Source organism: Hymenobacter elongatus (assembly GCF_004745955.1).
Taxonomy (GTDB): Bacteria; Bacteroidota; Bacteroidia; order Cytophagales; family Hymenobacteraceae; genus Hymenobacter; species Hymenobacter elongatus.
Genome location: NZ_SRLD01000022.1, coordinates 1 through 17,875 on the forward strand (window position 1 = coordinate 1; position 17,875 = coordinate 17,875).

Below are 17,875 nucleotides of genomic sequence, written 5' to 3' on the forward strand. Positions count from 1 at the left end.
CTGGCTCAACCGCTTCCGCCACCTGCTGATTCGTTGGGCCAAAAAACCCGAAAACTATCTGGCCATGCTCCATTTTGCTTGCGCTCGAATCACCTGGTATAACTGCCTATTTGGATAGGCTCTTAGTAGGTTCTGGTCATATCCGTGGGCACTACCAACACAAAGTCCGCTTTCTGCTCGTGCTCCTTGTCAAGCTTGCCCAGCTGCTCCTGCATCACGGTACTAATAGTTAGCGCCTTCAGCTGCGGATTTTGCTGGCGCAGATATGCCAGAATACCGTCGTGGTTATCGGAGTGGTAGCTACCGTTGATATGCAGCAGCAAGTGGCCAGCTGGCCGAGCTTGGTTCAGGAAGTGGGCCATAGTAGCATCCTTCAGCGCCTGGGCCTGAATAATATTCTGCACGCCGGCAGCATGCGATGCATCGGAGCCGAACATCTTGGCCATGTTCTGATAGCCGGGCAGCTCATAGTCTACCGTGAGCGGCAGCGGAGCCAGCCAGGCTTTTTCGGCGGCGGGCAGGGCATCGAGGGCCGTGAGGCTGCCTTTGGCAACCTGGGAGGCGTAGCGACGCGGTACGTTGGTGCCCACCACCCGAAACTTTTGCTGCCGGGCCAGCAGCACCAAAGGCTTGTAGTCGGTGCCGTAGTTGGGCCAAGGGCGGCTTTGCTCCTCAAACTCCTTCTCCGCCAGTTCGCCAGTGGCATACTGATCGACTAACGGCTGTACGTCGCGCTCAAACATTTCCAGCCCCAGCACCAGCTGGCCCTGCCGCAGGCGCAGCAAGTCTTTGGTGAGGTGCAGCGCCAGCCAGTGGCCAATCGGGTCGTTGTGCTGCTCACCGAAGAATACCACGTCGGCCTGGGCCAACTGCTGGAGCATCTTGTCGTAGCTGGTTGCCTTGCCGCCAGCCGCAAATAGGCGATACGCTGGCTTGTCGTCGGGCACTGGCTTACCAACACCAGGCAGGCAGGTCGCAAAAAGCAGGAGCATAAGGATCAGAAACCGCATAAAAAGGACGTTGGGCCGCCTTCGGGCGACGGGCGAGGATGTTGCTGTACTACCGCGCCGCCCTGCCAGAAGTTTCCAATTCTACCGACCAGCAACGCCAGGCAAGCAGAACGTGCCATCTACCACAGCACGCTCAATGAGCTAAATGACACGATTAAGTAGTCACGCAGAAGTAAGCGTATTCAGTTGAACGTCATGCTGAGCGCAGTCGAAGCATCTCGCGTGCAATGCTAACTATATACCATGGCACGCGAGATGCTTCGACTGCGCTCAACATGACCACCTTTTTATGTATGTGGCTACTTCTGCATGGCTACTTAGCACGAATATAATAGGTGACCATCCGAGCAGAATCGCCGCGCCGTTTCGGTGTAGCCCAAGCTATGCCACACCGAAACGGCGCTGTACAGAGCCTATTAGCCTTTGTAGAACATCCAGCGGGATAACTCGCGGTAGTTTACTTTCTTGCCATACATCAGCACGCCCACACGGTAGATGCGGCCCGCTAACCACGTGGTAAAGATGAAACCCACCACCAACAGTACGCCCGAAAGCAGCAGCTGCCAGAGGGGCACCCCAAACGGCAGCCGCATCACCATGGCAATAGGCGACGTGAACGGAATCATGGACAGCCAGAAGGCCAATGGGCCGTTCGGGTCGCCGTTGATGATGACATTAATGCTGACGATGTAGCTCAGAATAAGCGGAATCGTCACCGGAAACATAAACTGCTGGGCATCCGTCTGGTCATCGACGGCCGCCCCGATGGCGGCAAACATGGATGAATACAGCAGGTAGCCGCCCAGGAAGAAGAACAGGAAGCCTCCGATGATGCTGCCGATAGGCAAGCCCTCGAACATGCTCCAGAGATTAACCGGGCCACCGGGCTGCGGCGCTTTACTCATCGGCGCGTCGGGCGCGGAGGCCGCTACGCTGGCATCGGAGGAGGTGGTTGCCGCCGCTACCGACGTCTTCACGTCGGCTTTTGGAGTGCTCATCAGCAAAGGCGCGACGACCGTGGTGATGGTGTAGGAGAGCATCATCCAGATGGCAAACTGCGTGAGCACGACGGCGGCAATGCCCAGAATCTTACCCATCATCAGCTGAAACGGTTTCACCGACGACATCATGACCTCCATAATGCGGTTCGACTTCTCCTCGGCCACGCCGCGCATCACCTGCACGCCATAAATAAAGATGAACATGTACACCATAATGGACAGCAGATAGGCCGTGCCGGTAGTAGCGGCCACGTTGTTTTTGCGCCCCCCCAGTTGGCTCAGATCTACGGCCGAAAGCTCCACGTCGGCCCGTAGGTTGTCGATGGTTTGGCGGTTCAGGCCCGAGCGGGTCAGCTTCAGCTCACTCACGGCCTTGTTCACGGCCTTACGAATGTTGCTTTGGCGGTTCAAACTCACGTTGCCGTCGGCCAGCAGCTGCACACCGTCATTGGTATCGAGGGAGAAGCCGGCCGGAAATACCAGCAAAGCTGCCTGTTTGGGTTTGGCCTTTTTGAAGGCGGCCGTAGCGGCAGCGGGCGATGCTCCCACGGCCGGCACGAAGCGCAGCTCGTCGGTGCCAGCCAGGCGGGCCAGCACGTTCAGGCCACTTCCATCGTACACGGCCACCTCGTCGGCCGAAGACGGCATGTTCAGCTTGGCAATGCCGAGCGTAGCCCCGGCCAGCAGTAGCGGGGCCAACAGCGAAACGACGATAAAGCTCTTTTTCCGAACCCGGGTGAGATATTCGCGCTGAATGATAAGCCAGATTTTTTCCATGGTCGGTTAGAGCAGCGTGTTAGCGGTTTCGAGGGTTTCGGGCATGGTTTCCTGTACGCGCCGGATAAAAATGTCGTTGATGCTCGGGATTTGCTCCCGGAAGGCGTGAATTTCCACGTTGCCAATCAAGTAGCGCAGCAGATCGTTGGGCGTCGTGTTGTGGTGCAGCCGGATCCGGTCGTAGAAGTGGCCATTTTCGCGCTCCTTGTGTTCCAGCACCTCAAAGTCCGGATGAATCACCATCAGCCGGCCTTTGCCTTCCACCTCGTAGGTGTTGGTTTTAAACGTGTCCTTGATCTTCCCCACCGGGCCGTCCAGCACCTTGTGCGAGCGGTTGATGAGGGCAATATTGTCGCACAGCTCCTCCACCGACTCCATGCGGTGGGTAGAGAAAATGATGGTGGCGCCCCGCTCCCGCAGCTCCAGAATCTCGTCCTTTATCAGGTTGGCATTGATCGGGTCAAAGCCCGAGAAAGGCTCATCGAGAATAATCAGCGCGGGCTCGTGCAACACGGTGGCAATGAACTGTACTTTCTGCTGCATGCCCTTGCTGAGGTCTTCCACGTTTTTGCTAACCCAGGGCCGCAGGTCGAGCCGGTCGATCCACTTCTTGATGCGGTCGGTGGCGTCGGCTTTGCTGAGGCCCTTGAGACGCGCCAGATACAGCAGCTGCTCGCCCACGCGCATTTTTTTGTAGAGGCCGCGCTCCTCGGGCAAATAGCCAATGTGAGCAATATGGCTGGGGTTGAGCTTTTCGCCCCGAAACCGGATTTCGCCCGCATCGGCCCCCGTAATCTGGGTGATGATGCGGATGAGCGAGGTTTTGCCGGCACCGTTGGGGCCCAGCAATCCGAAGATGCTGCGCTCCGGAATATCGAGGCTAACCCCGTTGAGGGCGACGTGCGCGGCGTAGGCCTTGTGCACGTCAATGGCTTGCAGAATGTTGTTCACAGCGAAAAGGTGGTAGACGGTGGTCGGGTTAAATGTAGGGATTTTGCTATGTTTTGGAAGCCGGAATCGTATCGAGCTGTTATTTCTCCTCGCCCAGCTCCCGCACCAGCGCTTCCAGCCGGTCGAGGTGGCGGCCGTAGAGGTAGTGCAGGTACCAGCGCACAATCCAGTGCGTGATGAGCCAGGTGGCCACCACCGTCAGCCCCAGCCACACCCCGCGCTGCCACAAAGTGCGCGAATCGCCCTGAAACAGCTGCGGCACGTGCCTGAAAGCAGAGTACAGCAGAAAGCCCATTGTCACTACCAGCGTCATCATCGTGAAGCCGTAGTTTAGTCGCAGCAGGCTGCGCAGGCTGTGGAGCTGGCTCTCAACATAGGTGCGCAATGCTCCCGAAGCTTTGCTGAGCCGACCCAGCACCCGCAGCTTATAGTAATAGTAGTAGCCCATCAGCAGCGCAATAGCAACTCCCAAGCCCCAAAACAACCGGATTTGGGGGTCGCTCGACCACAGTACGCCAGCCACACTCAGTACCAGGCAAAACACCGTGGTGATGCTTTCCCAACGTGCGTTGCGCACCATCTGCGCCACGGGGCTGGTAGAGGGTCGTTCCAATAAAGCGTGCAGGGCCGATTCGCCGGGGGCCGCGCTGTCCGGCGTGGGCTGCTGTTGCCATTGCTGGCGGAGATTATCGAGGTCCATCAGACAGAGTAGGTAAGTAGAAGTTGGCGAAGCTTTTCCTGCACACGGTGCATTTTCACGCGCACATTATTCTGGGTAATACCGAGGATATCGGCCATTTCTTCGTAGGTGCGCTCCTCCAGATAGAGCAGCACGAAGGCCTTTTCCACATCCGACAGGCGCTCGATGGCCCGGTACAGTTGGGCGAGGTCTTCCGCGTCGGGGCCGGTATCGGGCGGCGGGGCCACGTCGGGCACCTGCGGGCCGAACCGCTCGGGCACGAGGCGGCGGGTGCGCTGGCGCAGGTTCGAAATAGCCACGTTCAGCGCTATTCGGTAGAGCCAGGTGCTAAGCTTGGCCGAGGCTTGAGGCTGGTACTTGGGCCAGGCGCGCCAGAGCTGCAACACGACTTCCTGAAACAGATCCTGCCGGTCGTCGGCGTCGGGGCAATAGAGCCGGCACACGCGCCGTAGCAACGGCTCGTACCGAGTGATGACAACCGTAAAATCGGGGGAAAGCGGGGCGGCGGGGCTCATGCTAAGGCGGCAGGTACAGGCTATCTATCGTCGGGCGGGCAACGGCATTACAGCCACGGGTATTTTTTTCGGCTGCCGGGCTGGTTATCAGTTTTCACATCCGATGACAATAAAATACAATAACCTGATTAATAGCAGTTATGGCGGTTTCGCGAACCGTAGATACCCGATGTAGAGACGCGTAGTCGCGTCTCATCGTTGAACGAAACCGTGCAGGCGGCGCGGCCGACAAGACGCGAATACGCGTCTCTACATCAGCCGGGTTGCACCGTTCACGAAACCGCTATAACTATAGTCACTATTGATTTTGACTACCCCATGATATTCCTATCACATCCACAAGGTAGTTGAGAAATCGAACCGTAAGCGACACAAGGATATATGCGGAATACGCTGTAGTTTCGTAGCGCTTTTAACTAATCTTCTTAATTCTTCTGTATGAAACAATTCGTACCCATTGCCCTTACTGCTGCCTTATTAACCGCGTCTTTCGGAAGCTTTGCGCAGTGCAAACACCCAGCTAAAGGCCTAAAAATCCACGCGGCGCAGCAGCAGCGGCAGCACAACCGGCTCGAAGGTCGCCAAGGCACCCACTCGGGCGTAGCGGCCCGGGGCCTCCAGGCCACGGCCGTGACTTTGCCCGGCCGCCGCGTAGATCATTATTGGGATGACCAAACCAACCGCTGGGGAGACGGCAGCATCGAAACGTACTCGTATAATGCCCAAGGCAAGCCAACGCAGATTATCAATACGGACTCTGTAACGAATACGCCCCGCAGCAAAGACCTGCTGGCTTATAATGGCCAGGGTCGGATAACCCAACGCGTGCAACAAAGCTGGAATGGTTCAGCTTACGAGAATTCGTATCGTGATTTGTATACCTATGATGCCCAAGGTCAGCGAATACAGACAATCTACTCCTATTGGAGTAGCAATGCATGGGTGTTAGGTGGCGGTTACCGCTCTGTCAACACCTACAATTCGGCGGGCGTACTCACCAGTGAAACCGAAGAAAGCCTGGATCCGACCACCTCCATTTGGGAACCGGAGTACCGCGTGTTATACACGGTAAATTCCAACAATCAATGGTCGGAGATTGTGTTTCAGGAGTGGGAAAACGGAGCCTACGTTAACGAGGGCCGGGAGCGTAACATCGTATGGCACGATTGGGCCAAGCGGCTGCCGACGTCTTCTGAATCGCAGGAGTGGGACGCGGCTACTACTAGCTGGGACAACGCCTATCGGTACTCCACCACCTATCAGCCCAATGGCAGCAATGTAACAATCACCCAGAGAGTGCTGTCGGCGAACATCCTAGTTAATGACGACCGCCACACCTACACCAACGACAACTTCGGCAACGAGGTTCTGCACTTGGGTGAAAACTGGGTCAACAACGCCTGGGTAACGGATCATGCCTACCGTCAGCTGATTTCGTACACGGCTACCAACGAGGTGCGCCGCAGCGTGGAGCAGGAATACAACACGACTACCACCCGCTACGATAACTCGTACCTGACCACCTTCGGCAACTTCGTGACGCTGGCCGCACGCCGGGCTACGGGCCTGGAAGCAGCCACGTCGCTCTACCCGAACCCAACGCTGACTACCACTACCGTTACCGTTTCGGGCCTGCGCGAGCAGGGAGCCGTGCAGGCAGAAGTAGTAAACACGCTGGGTCAGGTGGTTGAAACCCTGACACTTCGTGCGCAGCAGGGCACTATCAGCCAGCAAGTAAATCTGGCGGCCTTGCCGTCGGGCGTGTATACCCTTCGGTTGCACACCGCAGAAGGTACTATTGCGAAGCGCGTAGTGAAGAACTAATTCCCTTCACGCTTCGATACAACAACGCCCGGCTGCAGTGCAGTCGGGCGTTGTTGTTTTTGGCTCACCTGGGCCAAGGTAGTGCAGAGTGTCTACCAACCGCTGGGGCACAGCCAGCGAAAAAAATCAGCACCAGCTGTAATGCGTCAGCAACTGGTGCGATTAAGTAACTGCTGTTACGCAGCAGCATGTAGCGCGAACTTTGTAGTTCGCGTCCCCGCGCCGTTCGGGCCGCTTTCCTGGCGCGGGGACGCGAACTACAAAGTTCGCGCTACTCTCTGGCAGCGCTTGAACGAAGGCACTGCGTAACAGCAGTAAGTAAGCAAATCAACCGCTGCAACTCACCATGTCATGAAAAAGCTCACCACCCCAGCCGGCATCATTTTCGGCTTGCTCAGAGTAGTCTATGCCTTCTCCGGCGACTGGCTGCCAGCCAGCATTAACGGGTTGCTGGCCGCCGGATTTCTGCTTTCGGATATGGCCTACGCCCCTGCCACCGGCAGCACCACTGTGGCTGCGCCACTGCTCACCTAGCGGCGCTATGGCTCCATGGGGTTGGTAGGTGCGGCGCTGGTGCTGATTTCCTACCAGATAATGACTGATGTGAATGTAAAACGTAACAAGGCCAACGCAGCGGAACGCAGTTCGGCTCGCTAAGCCACAGCAACCCTAGGTGCGCCGAGGGCGCGAATAGTAAAAAAGCAAAAGCCCGTCTTCTCAGCTGAGAAAACGGGCTTTTGCGTAGCCGCCACTAGCACGCGTCGCGCCGTGGTTTACTGGAAATACTCCTTCACTTTCTCGAAGAAGCCTTTCTCATTCTTGCCGGGATTAGGCGTGAAATTCTGAGCGTTGCGCAGCTTTTCCAGCAATTCCCGCTCCTCGCCCGTCACGTTCTTCGGCGTCCAGACGCTGAGGTGAATGAGCTGGTCGCCCCGGCCGTAGCCGTTCAGATCCTTGATACCCTTGCCCCGCAGCCGCAAAATCTTGCCGGGCTGGGTGCCAGGGTCCACCTTAATTTTCACTTTCCCCTCAATCGTCGGCACTTCAATGCTGGCTCCCAGAGCGGCATCTACGAACGAGATATACTGCTCGAACATGATGTTGTTGCCGTCGCGCTTCAGCATTTCGTGCGGCTCTTCTTCAATCTGGATGAGCAGGTCGCCGGGTACGCCGCCCCGCTCGGGGTAGTTGCCCTTACCGTTCATGCTCAGCTGCATCCCCTCGGCCACGCCAGCCGGAATATTGATCGGGATAACCTCCTCGTGCAGCTGCCGGCCTTCGCCGTGGCATACGTCGCACTTGCTGCTCACAATCTTGCCTTCCCCATTGCAGGTTGGGCAGGTAGAGGCGCTCACCATCTGGCCTAGCATCGTGTTCACCACGCGCTTCACCTGGCCCTGGCCGTGGCAGGTGCCGCAGTCCTTCAGGTCGGTGCCGTTCTTGGCGCCGGTGCCCGTGCAGGTGGTGCAGGCCACGTAGCGCTTCACCTTTATTTTCTTCTCGACGCCGTTAGCTACTTCCTCCAGTTCCAGCTTGAGCTTGATGCGCAGGTTAGAACCCTTCTTGACGCGCCGGCCGCCGCGGCCCTGGCCGCCAAAGAAGCCCTCGAAGCCGCCACCGCCGCCGAAAATGTCGCCGAACTGGGAGAAGATGTCCTCCATATTCTGCGCGCCGCCGCCGCCGCCCATGCCCTGATGGCCAAACCGGTCGTAGCGGGCCCGCTTATCGGCATTCGACAGTACTTCGTAGGCCTCGGCGGCTTCCTTGAACTTGTCTTCCGCCGTCGGGTCATCGGGGTTTTTATCGGGGTGAAACTTGATGGCCACCTTGCGGTACGCCTTCTTTATCTCCTCACCCGACGCGGTCTTGGCGACATCCAACACCTCGTAATAGTCTCGCTTCGTTGCCATTTTACTATAGTATCGTCTGCCATGCTGACGAAGAAAGCATCTCTACCAAATTAGTAAACGTAGCGAAGCGGTAGAGATGCTTCCTTCGTCGGCATGACAAAAACTCTTTACTGACCCAGCACCACCTTGGCGTGCCGGATTACTTTGTCGCCCAGGTAGTAGCCTTTTTCCACCTCGTCCACCACCTTACCTTTCAACTCCTCGGAAGGAGCCGGAATCTGGGTGATGGCCTCGTGTAGGTCCGCGTCGAAAGCGCCGCCCTTGGTTTCCATCGGGGTCAGGCCCTTCTGCTGCAAGATTTTCTGGAGCTTGGTCGATATGATTTCGATGCTTTCGCGCACAGCGTTGGCATCCTCGGTGTCCTTGGTATGGTGACGGGCACGGTCAAAATCGTCGAGCACGGGCAGCAAAGCTACCATCAGCTCCTGGCTGGCGGTCTTGAACAACTCAGTACGCTCCTTGGCCGTGCGACGCTTGTAGTTATCAAACTCGGCGGCCAGGCGCAGATACTTATCCTTCAGTTCCGTCAGCTCGGCATCGGTTTTGGACGCTTCTACTTTGGGGGCACCACCTTCGGTACCTTCAGCCTCGTTAGTGTCGAGGGCATTTACTTCGTCTTGCAGCTCACCACCTACGTGGTCGGGGTCAACGGACAGATTGTCGTCCTGGGGCAGGGTGGTATCTTCAGCCATTTTGGTAAATATTCGTCGGAAAGGGTTTTTCACGGGAGTTGCCGTTGGGCTAGGCTACGGGCGCAAGGAGTTTGCCAAAGGGGTTTAGGCTGTCATTGTGGCACTTTAGCAAACAGGAGCTACTTTGCATATTAAACTCCAACATTTACTCAGTTCCACATGATTCCCGGTAGCTCTTATACAATCTCGCTAAGCGTTGTTTATGTGCTAACGAATCCAGCCATGCCCGGATTGGTTAAGATTGGTCGCACTAGCCATAATGATGCGAAGACGCGTATTGATCAACTGTATACCACTGGTGTACCAGTTCCCTTCACTCTTGAATTTGTTTGCAAAGTCCCGAATTCAGAAGAAGTGGAAAAAGCGCTACACGTAGCATTTTCACCTTACCGCGTCAATGCCAAGCGAGAGTTCTTCAGCATTGACGCAAACCAAGCAATAGCCATTTTAAAGCTATTGCATGTGCAAGATGCTACCTTGGAAATCGAGAATCAGCCAAGTATTCTGGAGCAATCAGAAATAGATGCAGGCACTCAAATGAAGAGAAAGCGCCCGAATCTAAATTTCGACGAAATGAAGATTCCGATTGGCACTACTCTCACCTGTCTGACAAACGGTGCTTCAGCTACCATCGCTAACTCCAAAAAAGTAAGTTTCAATGGCGAAGAAATGTCACTGACTGCGGCCACCCGTTTGGCTTTAGGAATTGATTACAGCGTTGCTCCATGTCCATATTGGACATTTGATGGACGTTCACTGAGCGACATCTACGAGGAAACATACGGTCAGCCAGAGTAGCCATAATGTCTACTCCTTAGCCTGCAAAGCTTGCCAAATCAGATCCTTCAGCTGGATAATGTTCTTGTTGGCCAGACTGGAGATGAAAATCGTTGGCAAATCAGTCGGCAGCGTCTCGCGGATTTCGGCTTCCAGCTCGTCGTCCACCAAGTCGGACTTGGTGACGGCCAGCAGCCGCTTTTTAGTCAGCAGCTCGGGATTAAACTGCTCCAACTCACTGAGCAGCACGTTGTATTCGGCCGCAATGTCATTGCTATCCACCGAAATCATGAACAGCAGAATCGAGTTGCGCTCGATGTGCCGCAGGAAGCGCGTACCTAGCCCCCGGCCTTCGGCAGCGCCTTCAATGATGCCGGGAATATCAGCCATTACGAATGACTTGTAGTCGCGGTACGCTACCACGCCCAAGTTGGGCGTCAGGGTCGTGAAGGCGTAATCGGCAATCTTCGGCTTGGCCGCCGATACCACCGACAGCAGCGTGCTTTTGCCCGCGTTGGGGAAGCCCACCAGTCCGACATCCGCCAGCAGCTTCAACTCCAGAATAACATACTCGTCGATACCCGGCTCGCCGGGTTGCGCGTAGGTAGGTGCCTGGTTGGTAGACGACTTGAAGTGGTCGTTGCCAAGGCCACCACGGCCACCGGGCGTCAGAATCAGGCGCTGGCCGTGCTCGGTGATTTCCAGCTTTTTCTCGCCGGTTTCGGCGTCGCGGGCAATAGTACCCAGCGGCACCTGCACGATAATATCTTCGCCCTGCGCGCCGGTACAGAGGCTTTCGCCGCCATTTACGCCGCCCTGGGCAATCAGGTGCTTCTTGTATTGCAGGTGCAGCAGCGTCCAGAGCTGGGAGTTGCCCTCCAGAATAATATGCCCGCCGCGGCCACCGTCGCCGCCATCGGGACCACCATTAGGGAGGCCTTTGGCACGGAAAAAGTGTGCCGAGCCAGCCCCGCCTTTGCCGGAGCGGCAGTTTATCTTGACGTAATCGATGAAGTTATTGGAAGCCACTGCAGGAAATATTGAAATGTTGAAGACTGCTTTTTGAATCGAAAAACTCAAAAAGCAACTGTCACCCTGACGAAGGAAGGACCTTACCAGGCCAGAACAAGCTGTTGAGGACAACAACCGTTCTTACGTGATAAGGTCCTTCCTGCGCGTCAGAATGACAAGAGGATGCGGTTACAGCCGCAAAGTTACGCTTTTACTTCGTCAGCAGCGGCCTGACCATCAGTAATGTGGGCAGCGGCCTGGTTGTGGTCGATGATTGCGCAGATCTGGCCAAAGATATCGTCGATAGCGCCAATGCCGTTGAGAGCATGAAACTTGTTCTGCTGAGCGTAGTAGCCGGCTACCTGCGCGGTTTCGGTGTTGTATACCGTCACGCGCCGCCGGATTTTGGCCTCGTCCTGGTCATCGGGGCGGCCACTGGTTTTGCCACGCTCCAGCAGACGCGTTACGAGTTCCTCTTCGGCTACTTCCAGGGCTATCATGCAGTTCACACCAGTATCGTAGCGCTGGGTTAGCGCATCGAGACTTTGGGCCTGGGGCACGGTGCGGGGAAAACCGTCGAAGATGAAGCCGGCAGCTGCGGTATTATTGGCCAGCTGGCTTTCAATCATCCCGATAACCACTTCGTCGGGTACGAGCAGACCTTCGTCCATGAGCTTTTTAGCCCGCAGACCAAGTTCGGTACCTTGCGTAATCTGGGAGCGGAGCAGGTCGCCGGTAGAGAGATGCACGAGATTGTAACGGGCAATCAGCTTCTGACTTTGCGTTCCTTTGCCGGCGCCGGGCGGGCCGAAGAGCACGATATTGAGCATAAAGCGAGGTATTTCGCGGGGAGAGAAAAAGCGGCTGGATTTGGGAAAGATAACAAATCGGAAACAAACCGTTCCTTACGGGAAGCAACTTGTTTTGGGTATGACCCCGGCCTTAAACGGCGGTATACACATCGGGGTAGTTGCGGCCCAGCCCATCATAGTCAAGGCCATAGCCCACGATAAAATCGTTGGGAATACTCAAACCGACGTAGCGTAGGGCCAACTCATGCTGCAGGCACTCGGGCTTCAGAAACAAGGTGGCAACTTCCAAGGAAGCGGGTTTTTTGGCCCGTAACAGCGCCAGCAGGGCCTGCATGGTGTGGCCGGTATCCACGATGTCCTCAATAATGACCAGGTCGCGGCCTTCGACGTCTTCCTGCAAGCCCATGATTTCGCGCACGGTGCCAGTGCTGGCCGTGCCCTCGTAGGAGGCAACCCGAATGAAGGCTATTTCGCAGGGAACCTGCATCTCCTTGAGCAAATCGGCGGCAAACATGAAGGAGCCATTCAGCACGGCCACGAACAGGGGCTGCTTGCCGGCATAGTCGCGGTTGAGCTGAACTCCTAGCGCCCGAACGGCATCGGTGATTTGGCTGGCCGTCAGATAGGGCGCAAACTGCTTGTCATGCAGCGAAATAGTGGACAATGGCATCCGTGTGGGGTTGGTCCTCAAAGCAAAACGCTGGGCCAAATGTAGTACAAAAAAGCTGCCCCTGCGGTGTGGCAGGGGCAGCTTCCGGACCAATCGAACTACCGTGTTCGGCGGCTTAGCGCGTTTCGCGCAGCAGAACAAACAGCGCTTTAGCCGCTTCAGGGGCTAGCTCGGCGTAGCGCACCTTGGGCTGAATGTTCAACGCGGGGCGCTCTAGCAGCCGGGGAGCCACCGCCCGCTTGGGAGCCGCAATGTGGGGCGCAATAACCAGCGACACGATGGACATGAGCTTGATAAGGATGTTCATCGACGGGCCCGAGGTATCCTTGAAAGGGTCACCAACGGTGTCGCCGGTCACGGAGGCCTTGTGGGCGTCGGAGCCTTTATATTCCATCTTGCCATTCACCAGCACGCCTTTCTCGAACGACTTCTTGGCGTTGTCCCAGGCTCCGCCGGCGTTGCTCTGGAACATAGCCATCAGCACGCCCGACACGGTAACGCCGGCCAGCGTGCCGCCCAGCACCTCGGGACCAAACGTGAAGCCGATGATGATGGGCACCACCAAGGCAATAGCACCAGGCAGCATCATTTCGCGCAGGGCAGCTTGGGTGGAAATGGCCACGCACTTTTCGTACTCGGGGCGACCCGTGCCTTCCATGATGCCGGGAATCTCCCGAAACTGTCGGCGCACTTCCTGCACCATGGCCATAGCGGCCCGGCCTACGGCGGCAATGGCCAGGGCCGAGAAGATGAAAGGAATCATAGCGCCGATGAACAAGCCCGCCAGCACTCGTGCGTTGCTGATATCGATGACGGAGATATTGGCCGTGCCCATAAAGGCGGCAAACAGCGCCAGCGAAGTGAGAGCCGCCGAAGCAATGGCGAAACCTTTGCCGGTGGCAGCGGTGGTGTTGCCCACGGCATCCAAGATATCGGTCCGCTCGCGCACTTCCTTGGGCAGGTCGCTCATTTCGGCAATACCACCCGCGTTATCGGCAATGGGACCAAAGGCGTCGATGGCCAGCTGCATGGCCGTAGTAGCCATCATACCAGCCGCCGCAATGGCTACGCCGTAGAGGCCGGCACACTCAAACGACAGCACGATACCCGCCGCCAGCACGATGATTGGGAGCACCGTGGATTCCATACCCACGGCCAGCCCACCAATAACGGTGGTAGCGTGGCCGGTGCTGCTTTGCTGCACGATGCTATTCACCGGGCGCTTACCCATGGCGGTGTAATACTCCGTGATGATACTCATCAATGTACCAACTACCAGGCCCACCACGACGGCGTAGAATACATCCATAGAGGTGAACGGCACCGAACCGGCCCGCCCGATAACCAGCTCGCCGGGCGGCAACATCCACCGGATAATAAAGAACGAAGCAATACCGGAAACGACGACGGAAACGTAGTTGCCAAAATTGAGCGCGCCCTGCACATTACCGCCTTCCTTCACCCGCACCAACAGAATGCCAACCAGAGAGGCCAAAATTCCCATGCCCGCAATAACCATAGGCAGCAGAATAGGCGACAGGCCATTAAATTGGTCGCCGGCGGCTACTACTTCGCGGCCCAGCACCATCGTAGCCAGAATGGTGGCGACATAGGAGCCAAAAAGGTCGGCGCCCATGCCGGCTACGTCGCCCACGTTGTCGCCTACGTTGTCGGCAATGGTGGCGGGGTTGCGAGGGTCGTCTTCCGGAATACCAGCCTCCACTTTCCCCACGAGGTCGGCTCCTACGTCGGCGGCCTTGGTATAGATGCCGCCGCCTACCCGGGCAAACAGGGCAATACTTTCGGCCCCGAGCGAGAAGCCGGTCAGTACTTCCAGCGCGGTTTCCATCTCAACACCGTTGGCTCCACCACCTTCGCTCACCACGAACATCTGGTAGAACACGATGAATAGGGAGCCCAAGCCAAGCACGGCTAGGCCGGCCACGCCCATGCCCATAACCGAGCCGCCCGAAAACGATACATTCAGAGCCTTGGCCAAGCTGGTGCGGGCCGCTTGGGCCGTGCGCACGTTGGCTTTCGTGGCAATTTTCATCCCTATGAAGCCCGCCAGCGCGGAGAATACGGCCCCAATCAAAAAGGCTACTACGATAACCGGGCTGGACCTCTCGCCCGTAGTGCCCAAGTAGCCCAAAAAGGCGCAGGCAATAAGCGAGAACAACGCCAGCACCTTATACTCAGCGCGCAGAAAGGCAATGGCCCCGTCGGCAATGTAGCCCGCAATGGTGCGCATCCGCTCGTCGCCGGCGTCTTGCCGGGTAACCCACCCCGACCGAAACCACGTGTAGACAAGGGCCAGGATGCCCAGCGCGGGTGCTACGTAAAGAATATTCATCATACAGGGGTGGTGAGATTTTAGGGTGTTGGTTGGAAAGAAAGAAGCTTTGTGCTTGTAAAATAGAGTTTTTACCAGCAACTCCAATTCCGAACCGATTCCTATTGTCCCGGCCGCTGCACTTTCCGGAAGCAATTGACAGACACTCGCTCCGTGACCCAGTGTAAGCCATAACTAGCTACCGTGACGATTGGCATTGCCAGCCAATAGTAGCGTTGATAGATGAATTGTTCGGCAGTGGTGTACACTTAGGCTGTGTGGATAGTAAATACAGAGAACGTCATACTGAGCAAAGGCGAAGCATGACGTCCGAAGAAGGCAAAGCACCCCAAAAGCGCTACTGGCCACAGACCCTGATACGCCATATCGGATGAGCAATAGCAGATAGTGAAACAGATACAAGGAGAAGCTAAAAATACCACTAGAGTGCATGAGCCGTGCCAACGGGTTGTCACGCGGCACTCGGTCAGCCAATAAAGCGGAACCGGCTACCACTGCCAACACCACCGACACTGCTCCGCAGAGCAGCTTGAACTCCCGAATGCATACTACTATCGAGGGGTTTGCCCACAGTAACTACAGCTATCAGAGTTTTTTAAGTAGTTCCTGGTATAGTGCCAGCATACTGGCACTATCCTGCTTATTGACGAGCTCGTCCGGCGAATGCACATGGTCTTCCGGCGCGCCTACGAAGCACCAATCCCAGGGCTGGGCACCGTGCTGCAGCTCCTTGGCGTCGGAGCCTCCGCTGCCCTCTACCTCCAATTGGTGCGGAATGCCAGCCGCGCGAGCAATTGCGCGGATTTTTTCCACGTATGAGCGCCGCGGAATCAGCGAGTCGCGCAGGGAAATAACGACGCCCTGCCCGGCATGCACGCCCTCCGTGACCCAGGTGATATCCGAAATCAGAGCCTGATGTACCCCATATTGCTCATAGATCAGCTTAGCCAGATAGGCCACTGAACCGCCGCCGTGTTCTTCCCAGCAGCTAAAGGCGATAATGCCATTTTCCAGCGTTTCGGCCAGGCGCAGTGCGTTCCATACGCCCAGGCGGTTGTCGAGGTAGCACGATTGCACGGTAGTGGCTGTTTCGCGGAAGTCACAGTAGAATGTTAGCTCAGTGCCGCGTTCTATCTGCCGGGTGAACTCATAGCTCAACTCCCCGGTTTGTTCATCTACCGTGAGGGTACAATCGATGGGGCCCTGTGCATCATGACCTACCAGCCGGTAGCCGGACTCGGCACGTGGGCCGCCGATGCGAACTAACTCTTGCCCGTAGCGAACCGTAAACCCAATACTATCTATGTGCGCGAATACGGCTGTACGAGGCTTTCCAAATACCAGAATAATACAATCCTGCAATCCTTCTCCGGCCAACAGCTGCGGTTGTACACGCCAAGAGCTTTGCTGTTGAGCGATATACTTTAAAAGGAATTCAGTCATTGGGGCCTCATTGCCAGCCGGCGCAGCCAATTGGCATAAGGTTCGTAGAAGGTCCATGGTAGCACGTTTGTTCGTCCAAATCTAGGATAAAAGTCATACTTTAGCTTTCCCGTTGCGTGGCCGTACAGCAGTGTAAGCTGCTTATGTGCCCGCCACCAAATGCTCCCATGATTCAAAAACTCCGTTTTATCCTGTTGCTCCTTCTCCTGCCGCTGGCGGTGCAAGCGCAACAGCCCGATACAACCCGTACCCCAGTCCCTATTCGCAAAATAGAGCTGGAGAATGTGGATATCGCGCCTGGAGCAGTTGATACAAAAGGCTGGCTCCTACTGGACAAGGATATTCAAACGGAATTGGAGGGAGCAGTTCAGAACCTGTACAACTTCAAATACGACAAGGCCGAGAAGCAGTTTCGGTCGTTGCGGCGGCGCTATCCGCAGCATCCTATGCCCTACTTTCTGCTGGGCCTGAGTGCGTGGTGGAAAATTGTACCGACCAACGTCCAAACCAAGATTTACGACAAGGCCTTTTTCGCCTATATGGACACGGCCATCGTGTATGGTGAGCGGCAGTATGAGGTTGACAACAACAACTACGAAGCCTGTTTTTTCTTGTCGGCGGCGTATGGCTTTGATGCCCGCCTGAACGCGGAGCGCAAAAACTGGCGCAAGGCGACCGTCAGCAGCAAGCGGGCCCTGGAATACCTGGATAAAAGCAAGGAGGCCAACGGTCTAAGCCCGGAGTTTCTGTTCGGACAAGCCATCTTTAACTACTACGCCGTCTGGATTTCGGAAAATTACCCGCTGTTGCGGCCGGTGCTGTTGTTTTTTCCGAAGGGGAACCGGACGCTGGGCTTGCAGCAGCTCAAGAATGTAGCCGACAACGGCTTCTATACCGGGCTGGAAGCCAAAACTTTCCTGATGCGCATCCTCAACAATGAGGAAAATAACACGGCAGCTTCGATGCCGGTGTCGCGCTATTTAGCAAACACATACCCGGACAACGCGTATTTTCAGCGTTTCTACGCCTTGCTGTGCTTCAATGAAGGCAACTTTGCGGAGTGCGAGCGAGTAAGCCGCGACATTCTCGATAAGCTCAACCAGGGGTTGCCGGGTTACGAAGGCATCAGTGGGCGCTATGCCACGTATTTCTTGGGGTGGCTTTCGCAGAACAAATATAAGGACCGCGCCAAGGCGAAGGACTACTACCAGCGCAGTATCGTGTTTGCGGAAAGCACCGGTGATACCAGCGGCGGCTTCTATCTGTATGCCAACCAAAAGCTGGCCCAGATAGCAGACAAGGAAAAGGACACCCAGGCGGCGCTACGGTACTATGCTGTCGTAGCTGACAAGGCCGAGCATAAGTCGGCGGAGTATAAGGAGGCGAAGGCCTACGTGAAGAAGAACAAGAAATAAAGGGGTTGTACTCT

The 17,875-nt window shown here is 56.3% G+C and carries 16 protein-coding genes and 1 pseudogene; 5 read left to right on the forward strand and 12 right to left on the reverse strand.

All coding sequences use genetic code 11. From position 1 onward, the window contains the following. Positions 1-118 (forward strand): annotated as a pseudogene (locus E5J99_RS12040) (IS5/IS1182 family transposase); the annotation flags it as partial. Positions 119-122: 4 nt separating this feature from the next. Here the strand turns inward: E5J99_RS12040 and E5J99_RS12045 are convergent. The 5 genes from E5J99_RS12045 to E5J99_RS12065 all read right to left on the reverse strand — a co-directional run bounded on the left by E5J99_RS12045 (position 123) and on the right by E5J99_RS12065 (position 4,954). Beyond that, positions 123-992, reverse strand: a complete 870-nt coding sequence (locus tag E5J99_RS12045; protein ID WP_245318922.1) for a ChaN family lipoprotein — start codon at positions 990-992, stop codon at positions 123-125. A gap of 434 nt (positions 993-1,426) precedes the next feature. After that, the gene (locus E5J99_RS12050; RefSeq protein WP_135498059.1) at positions 1,427-2,788 is read right to left on the reverse strand and encodes an ABC transporter permease; all 1,362 of its coding nucleotides are present in this window, start codon (positions 2,786-2,788) and stop codon (positions 1,427-1,429) included. A 6-nt stretch (positions 2,789-2,794) separates the two neighbouring features. Next, positions 2,795-3,739 (reverse strand): ABC transporter ATP-binding protein, encoded by a 945-nt coding sequence (locus E5J99_RS12055; protein ID WP_135498060.1) that lies wholly within the window; start codon positions 3,737-3,739, stop codon positions 2,795-2,797. A 79-nt stretch (positions 3,740-3,818) separates the two neighbouring features. Continuing rightward, on the reverse strand, positions 3,819-4,439 hold the full coding sequence (locus E5J99_RS12060) for a DUF485 domain-containing protein (protein WP_135498061.1): 621 nt from the start codon (positions 4,437-4,439) through the stop codon (positions 3,819-3,821). Next, positions 4,439-4,954 carry an RNA polymerase sigma factor gene (locus E5J99_RS12065; RefSeq protein WP_135498062.1) on the reverse strand — a complete coding sequence of 172 codons (516 nt, stop codon included), beginning with the start codon at positions 4,952-4,954 and terminating at the stop codon, positions 4,439-4,441. Before E5J99_RS12065 ends, E5J99_RS12060 begins: the two co-directional genes overlap by 1 nt. Positions 4,955-5,392: 438 nt before the next feature. Between E5J99_RS12065 and E5J99_RS12070 the strand changes: the two genes are divergently transcribed. Beyond that, positions 5,393-6,778 carry a T9SS type A sorting domain-containing protein gene (locus E5J99_RS12070; protein ID WP_135498063.1) on the forward strand — a complete coding sequence of 462 codons (1,386 nt, stop codon included), beginning with the start codon at positions 5,393-5,395 and terminating at the stop codon, positions 6,776-6,778. 351 nt (positions 6,779-7,129) lie between these two features. After that, positions 7,130-7,312 carry a hypothetical protein gene (locus E5J99_RS12075; RefSeq protein WP_135498064.1) on the forward strand — a complete coding sequence of 61 codons (183 nt, stop codon included), beginning with the start codon at positions 7,130-7,132 and terminating at the stop codon, positions 7,310-7,312. A 239-nt stretch (positions 7,313-7,551) separates the two neighbouring features. Here the strand turns inward: E5J99_RS12075 and dnaJ are convergent, their stop codons facing one another. Together dnaJ and E5J99_RS12085 are read right to left on the reverse strand one after the other, a co-directional pair. After that, the gene (gene dnaJ / locus E5J99_RS12080) at positions 7,552-8,688 is read right to left on the reverse strand and encodes a molecular chaperone DnaJ (protein WP_135498065.1); all 1,137 of its coding nucleotides are present in this window, start codon (positions 8,686-8,688) and stop codon (positions 7,552-7,554) included. Between the two features lie 107 nt (positions 8,689-8,795). Next, a complete protein-coding gene (locus tag E5J99_RS12085) occupies positions 8,796-9,380 on the reverse strand; it encodes a nucleotide exchange factor GrpE (protein ID WP_135498066.1) in 585 nt (194 codons plus the stop codon). A gap of 159 nt (positions 9,381-9,539) precedes the next feature. Here E5J99_RS12085 and E5J99_RS12090 point away from each other — a divergent pair, with 159 nt between their 5' ends. Continuing rightward, positions 9,540-10,178, forward strand: coding sequence for a GIY-YIG nuclease family protein (locus tag E5J99_RS12090; RefSeq protein WP_135498067.1), 639 nt, complete (start codon positions 9,540-9,542; stop codon positions 10,176-10,178). A gap of 9 nt (positions 10,179-10,187) precedes the next feature. Here E5J99_RS12090 and obgE read toward each other — a convergent pair whose 3' ends face one another. From obgE to E5J99_RS12115, 5 genes are all read right to left on the reverse strand, one after another. Next, positions 10,188-11,186, reverse strand: coding sequence for a GTPase ObgE (gene obgE, locus E5J99_RS12095; protein WP_135498068.1), 999 nt, complete (start codon positions 11,184-11,186; stop codon positions 10,188-10,190). Positions 11,187-11,371: 185 nt separating this feature from the next. Further along, positions 11,372-11,998 carry an adenylate kinase gene (locus E5J99_RS12100; RefSeq protein ID WP_135498069.1) on the reverse strand — a complete coding sequence of 209 codons (627 nt, stop codon included), beginning with the start codon at positions 11,996-11,998 and terminating at the stop codon, positions 11,372-11,374. A gap of 112 nt (positions 11,999-12,110) precedes the next feature. Continuing rightward, on the reverse strand, positions 12,111-12,650 hold the full coding sequence (hpt, locus tag E5J99_RS12105; RefSeq protein ID WP_135498070.1) for a hypoxanthine phosphoribosyltransferase: 540 nt from the start codon (positions 12,648-12,650) through the stop codon (positions 12,111-12,113). Positions 12,651-12,765: 115 nt separating this feature from the next. Beyond that, the gene (locus E5J99_RS12110) at positions 12,766-15,006 is read right to left on the reverse strand and encodes a sodium-translocating pyrophosphatase (RefSeq protein WP_135498071.1); all 2,241 of its coding nucleotides are present in this window, start codon (positions 15,004-15,006) and stop codon (positions 12,766-12,768) included. Positions 15,007-15,588: 582 nt separating this feature from the next. Further along, the gene (locus tag E5J99_RS12115) at positions 15,589-16,503 is read right to left on the reverse strand and encodes a M20/M25/M40 family metallo-hydrolase (protein WP_135498072.1); all 915 of its coding nucleotides are present in this window, start codon (positions 16,501-16,503) and stop codon (positions 15,589-15,591) included. Between the two features lie 110 nt (positions 16,504-16,613). Between E5J99_RS12115 and E5J99_RS12120 the strand changes: the two genes are divergently transcribed. Next, complete coding sequence (locus E5J99_RS12120) at positions 16,614-17,861, forward strand: tol-pal system protein YbgF (RefSeq protein WP_135498073.1); 1,248 nt, start codon at positions 16,614-16,616, stop codon at positions 17,859-17,861. Positions 17,862-17,875 lie beyond the last annotated feature (14 nt).

What these genes read in the sequence shown, in the direction of transcription:
- E5J99_RS12065 (WP_135498062.1), bottom strand. Translation starts at nt 4,954, where the DNA reads ATGAGCCCCGCCGCCCCGCTTTCCCCCGATTTTACGGTTGTCATCACT.
- E5J99_RS12110 (WP_135498071.1), bottom strand. Translation starts at nt 15,006, where the DNA reads ATGATGAATATTCTTTACGTAGCACCCGCGCTGGGCATCCTGGCCCTT.
- E5J99_RS12075 (WP_135498064.1), top strand. Translation starts at nt 7,130, where the DNA reads ATGAAAAAGCTCACCACCCCAGCCGGCATCATTTTCGGCTTGCTCAGA.
- E5J99_RS12060 (WP_135498061.1), bottom strand. Translation starts at nt 4,439, where the DNA reads ATGGACCTCGATAATCTCCGCCAGCAATGGCAACAGCAGCCCACGCCG.
- E5J99_RS12120 (WP_135498073.1), top strand. Translation starts at nt 16,614, where the DNA reads ATGATTCAAAAACTCCGTTTTATCCTGTTGCTCCTTCTCCTGCCGCTG.
- E5J99_RS12045 (WP_245318922.1), bottom strand. Translation starts at nt 992, where the DNA reads ATGCTCCTGCTTTTTGCGACCTGCCTGCCTGGTGTTGGTAAGCCAGTG.
- hpt (WP_135498070.1), bottom strand. Translation starts at nt 12,650, where the DNA reads ATGCCATTGTCCACTATTTCGCTGCATGACAAGCAGTTTGCGCCCTAT.
- E5J99_RS12090 (WP_135498067.1), top strand. Translation starts at nt 9,540, where the DNA reads ATGATTCCCGGTAGCTCTTATACAATCTCGCTAAGCGTTGTTTATGTG.
- E5J99_RS12085 (WP_135498066.1), bottom strand. Translation starts at nt 9,380, where the DNA reads ATGGCTGAAGATACCACCCTGCCCCAGGACGACAATCTGTCCGTTGAC.
- dnaJ (WP_135498065.1), bottom strand. Translation starts at nt 8,688, where the DNA reads ATGGCAACGAAGCGAGACTATTACGAGGTGTTGGATGTCGCCAAGACC.
- E5J99_RS12115 (WP_135498072.1), bottom strand. Translation starts at nt 16,503, where the DNA reads ATGGACCTTCTACGAACCTTATGCCAATTGGCTGCGCCGGCTGGCAAT.
- E5J99_RS12070 (WP_135498063.1), top strand. Translation starts at nt 5,393, where the DNA reads ATGAAACAATTCGTACCCATTGCCCTTACTGCTGCCTTATTAACCGCG.
- E5J99_RS12050 (WP_135498059.1), bottom strand. Translation starts at nt 2,788, where the DNA reads ATGGAAAAAATCTGGCTTATCATTCAGCGCGAATATCTCACCCGGGTT.
- E5J99_RS12100 (WP_135498069.1), bottom strand. Translation starts at nt 11,998, where the DNA reads ATGCTCAATATCGTGCTCTTCGGCCCGCCCGGCGCCGGCAAAGGAACG.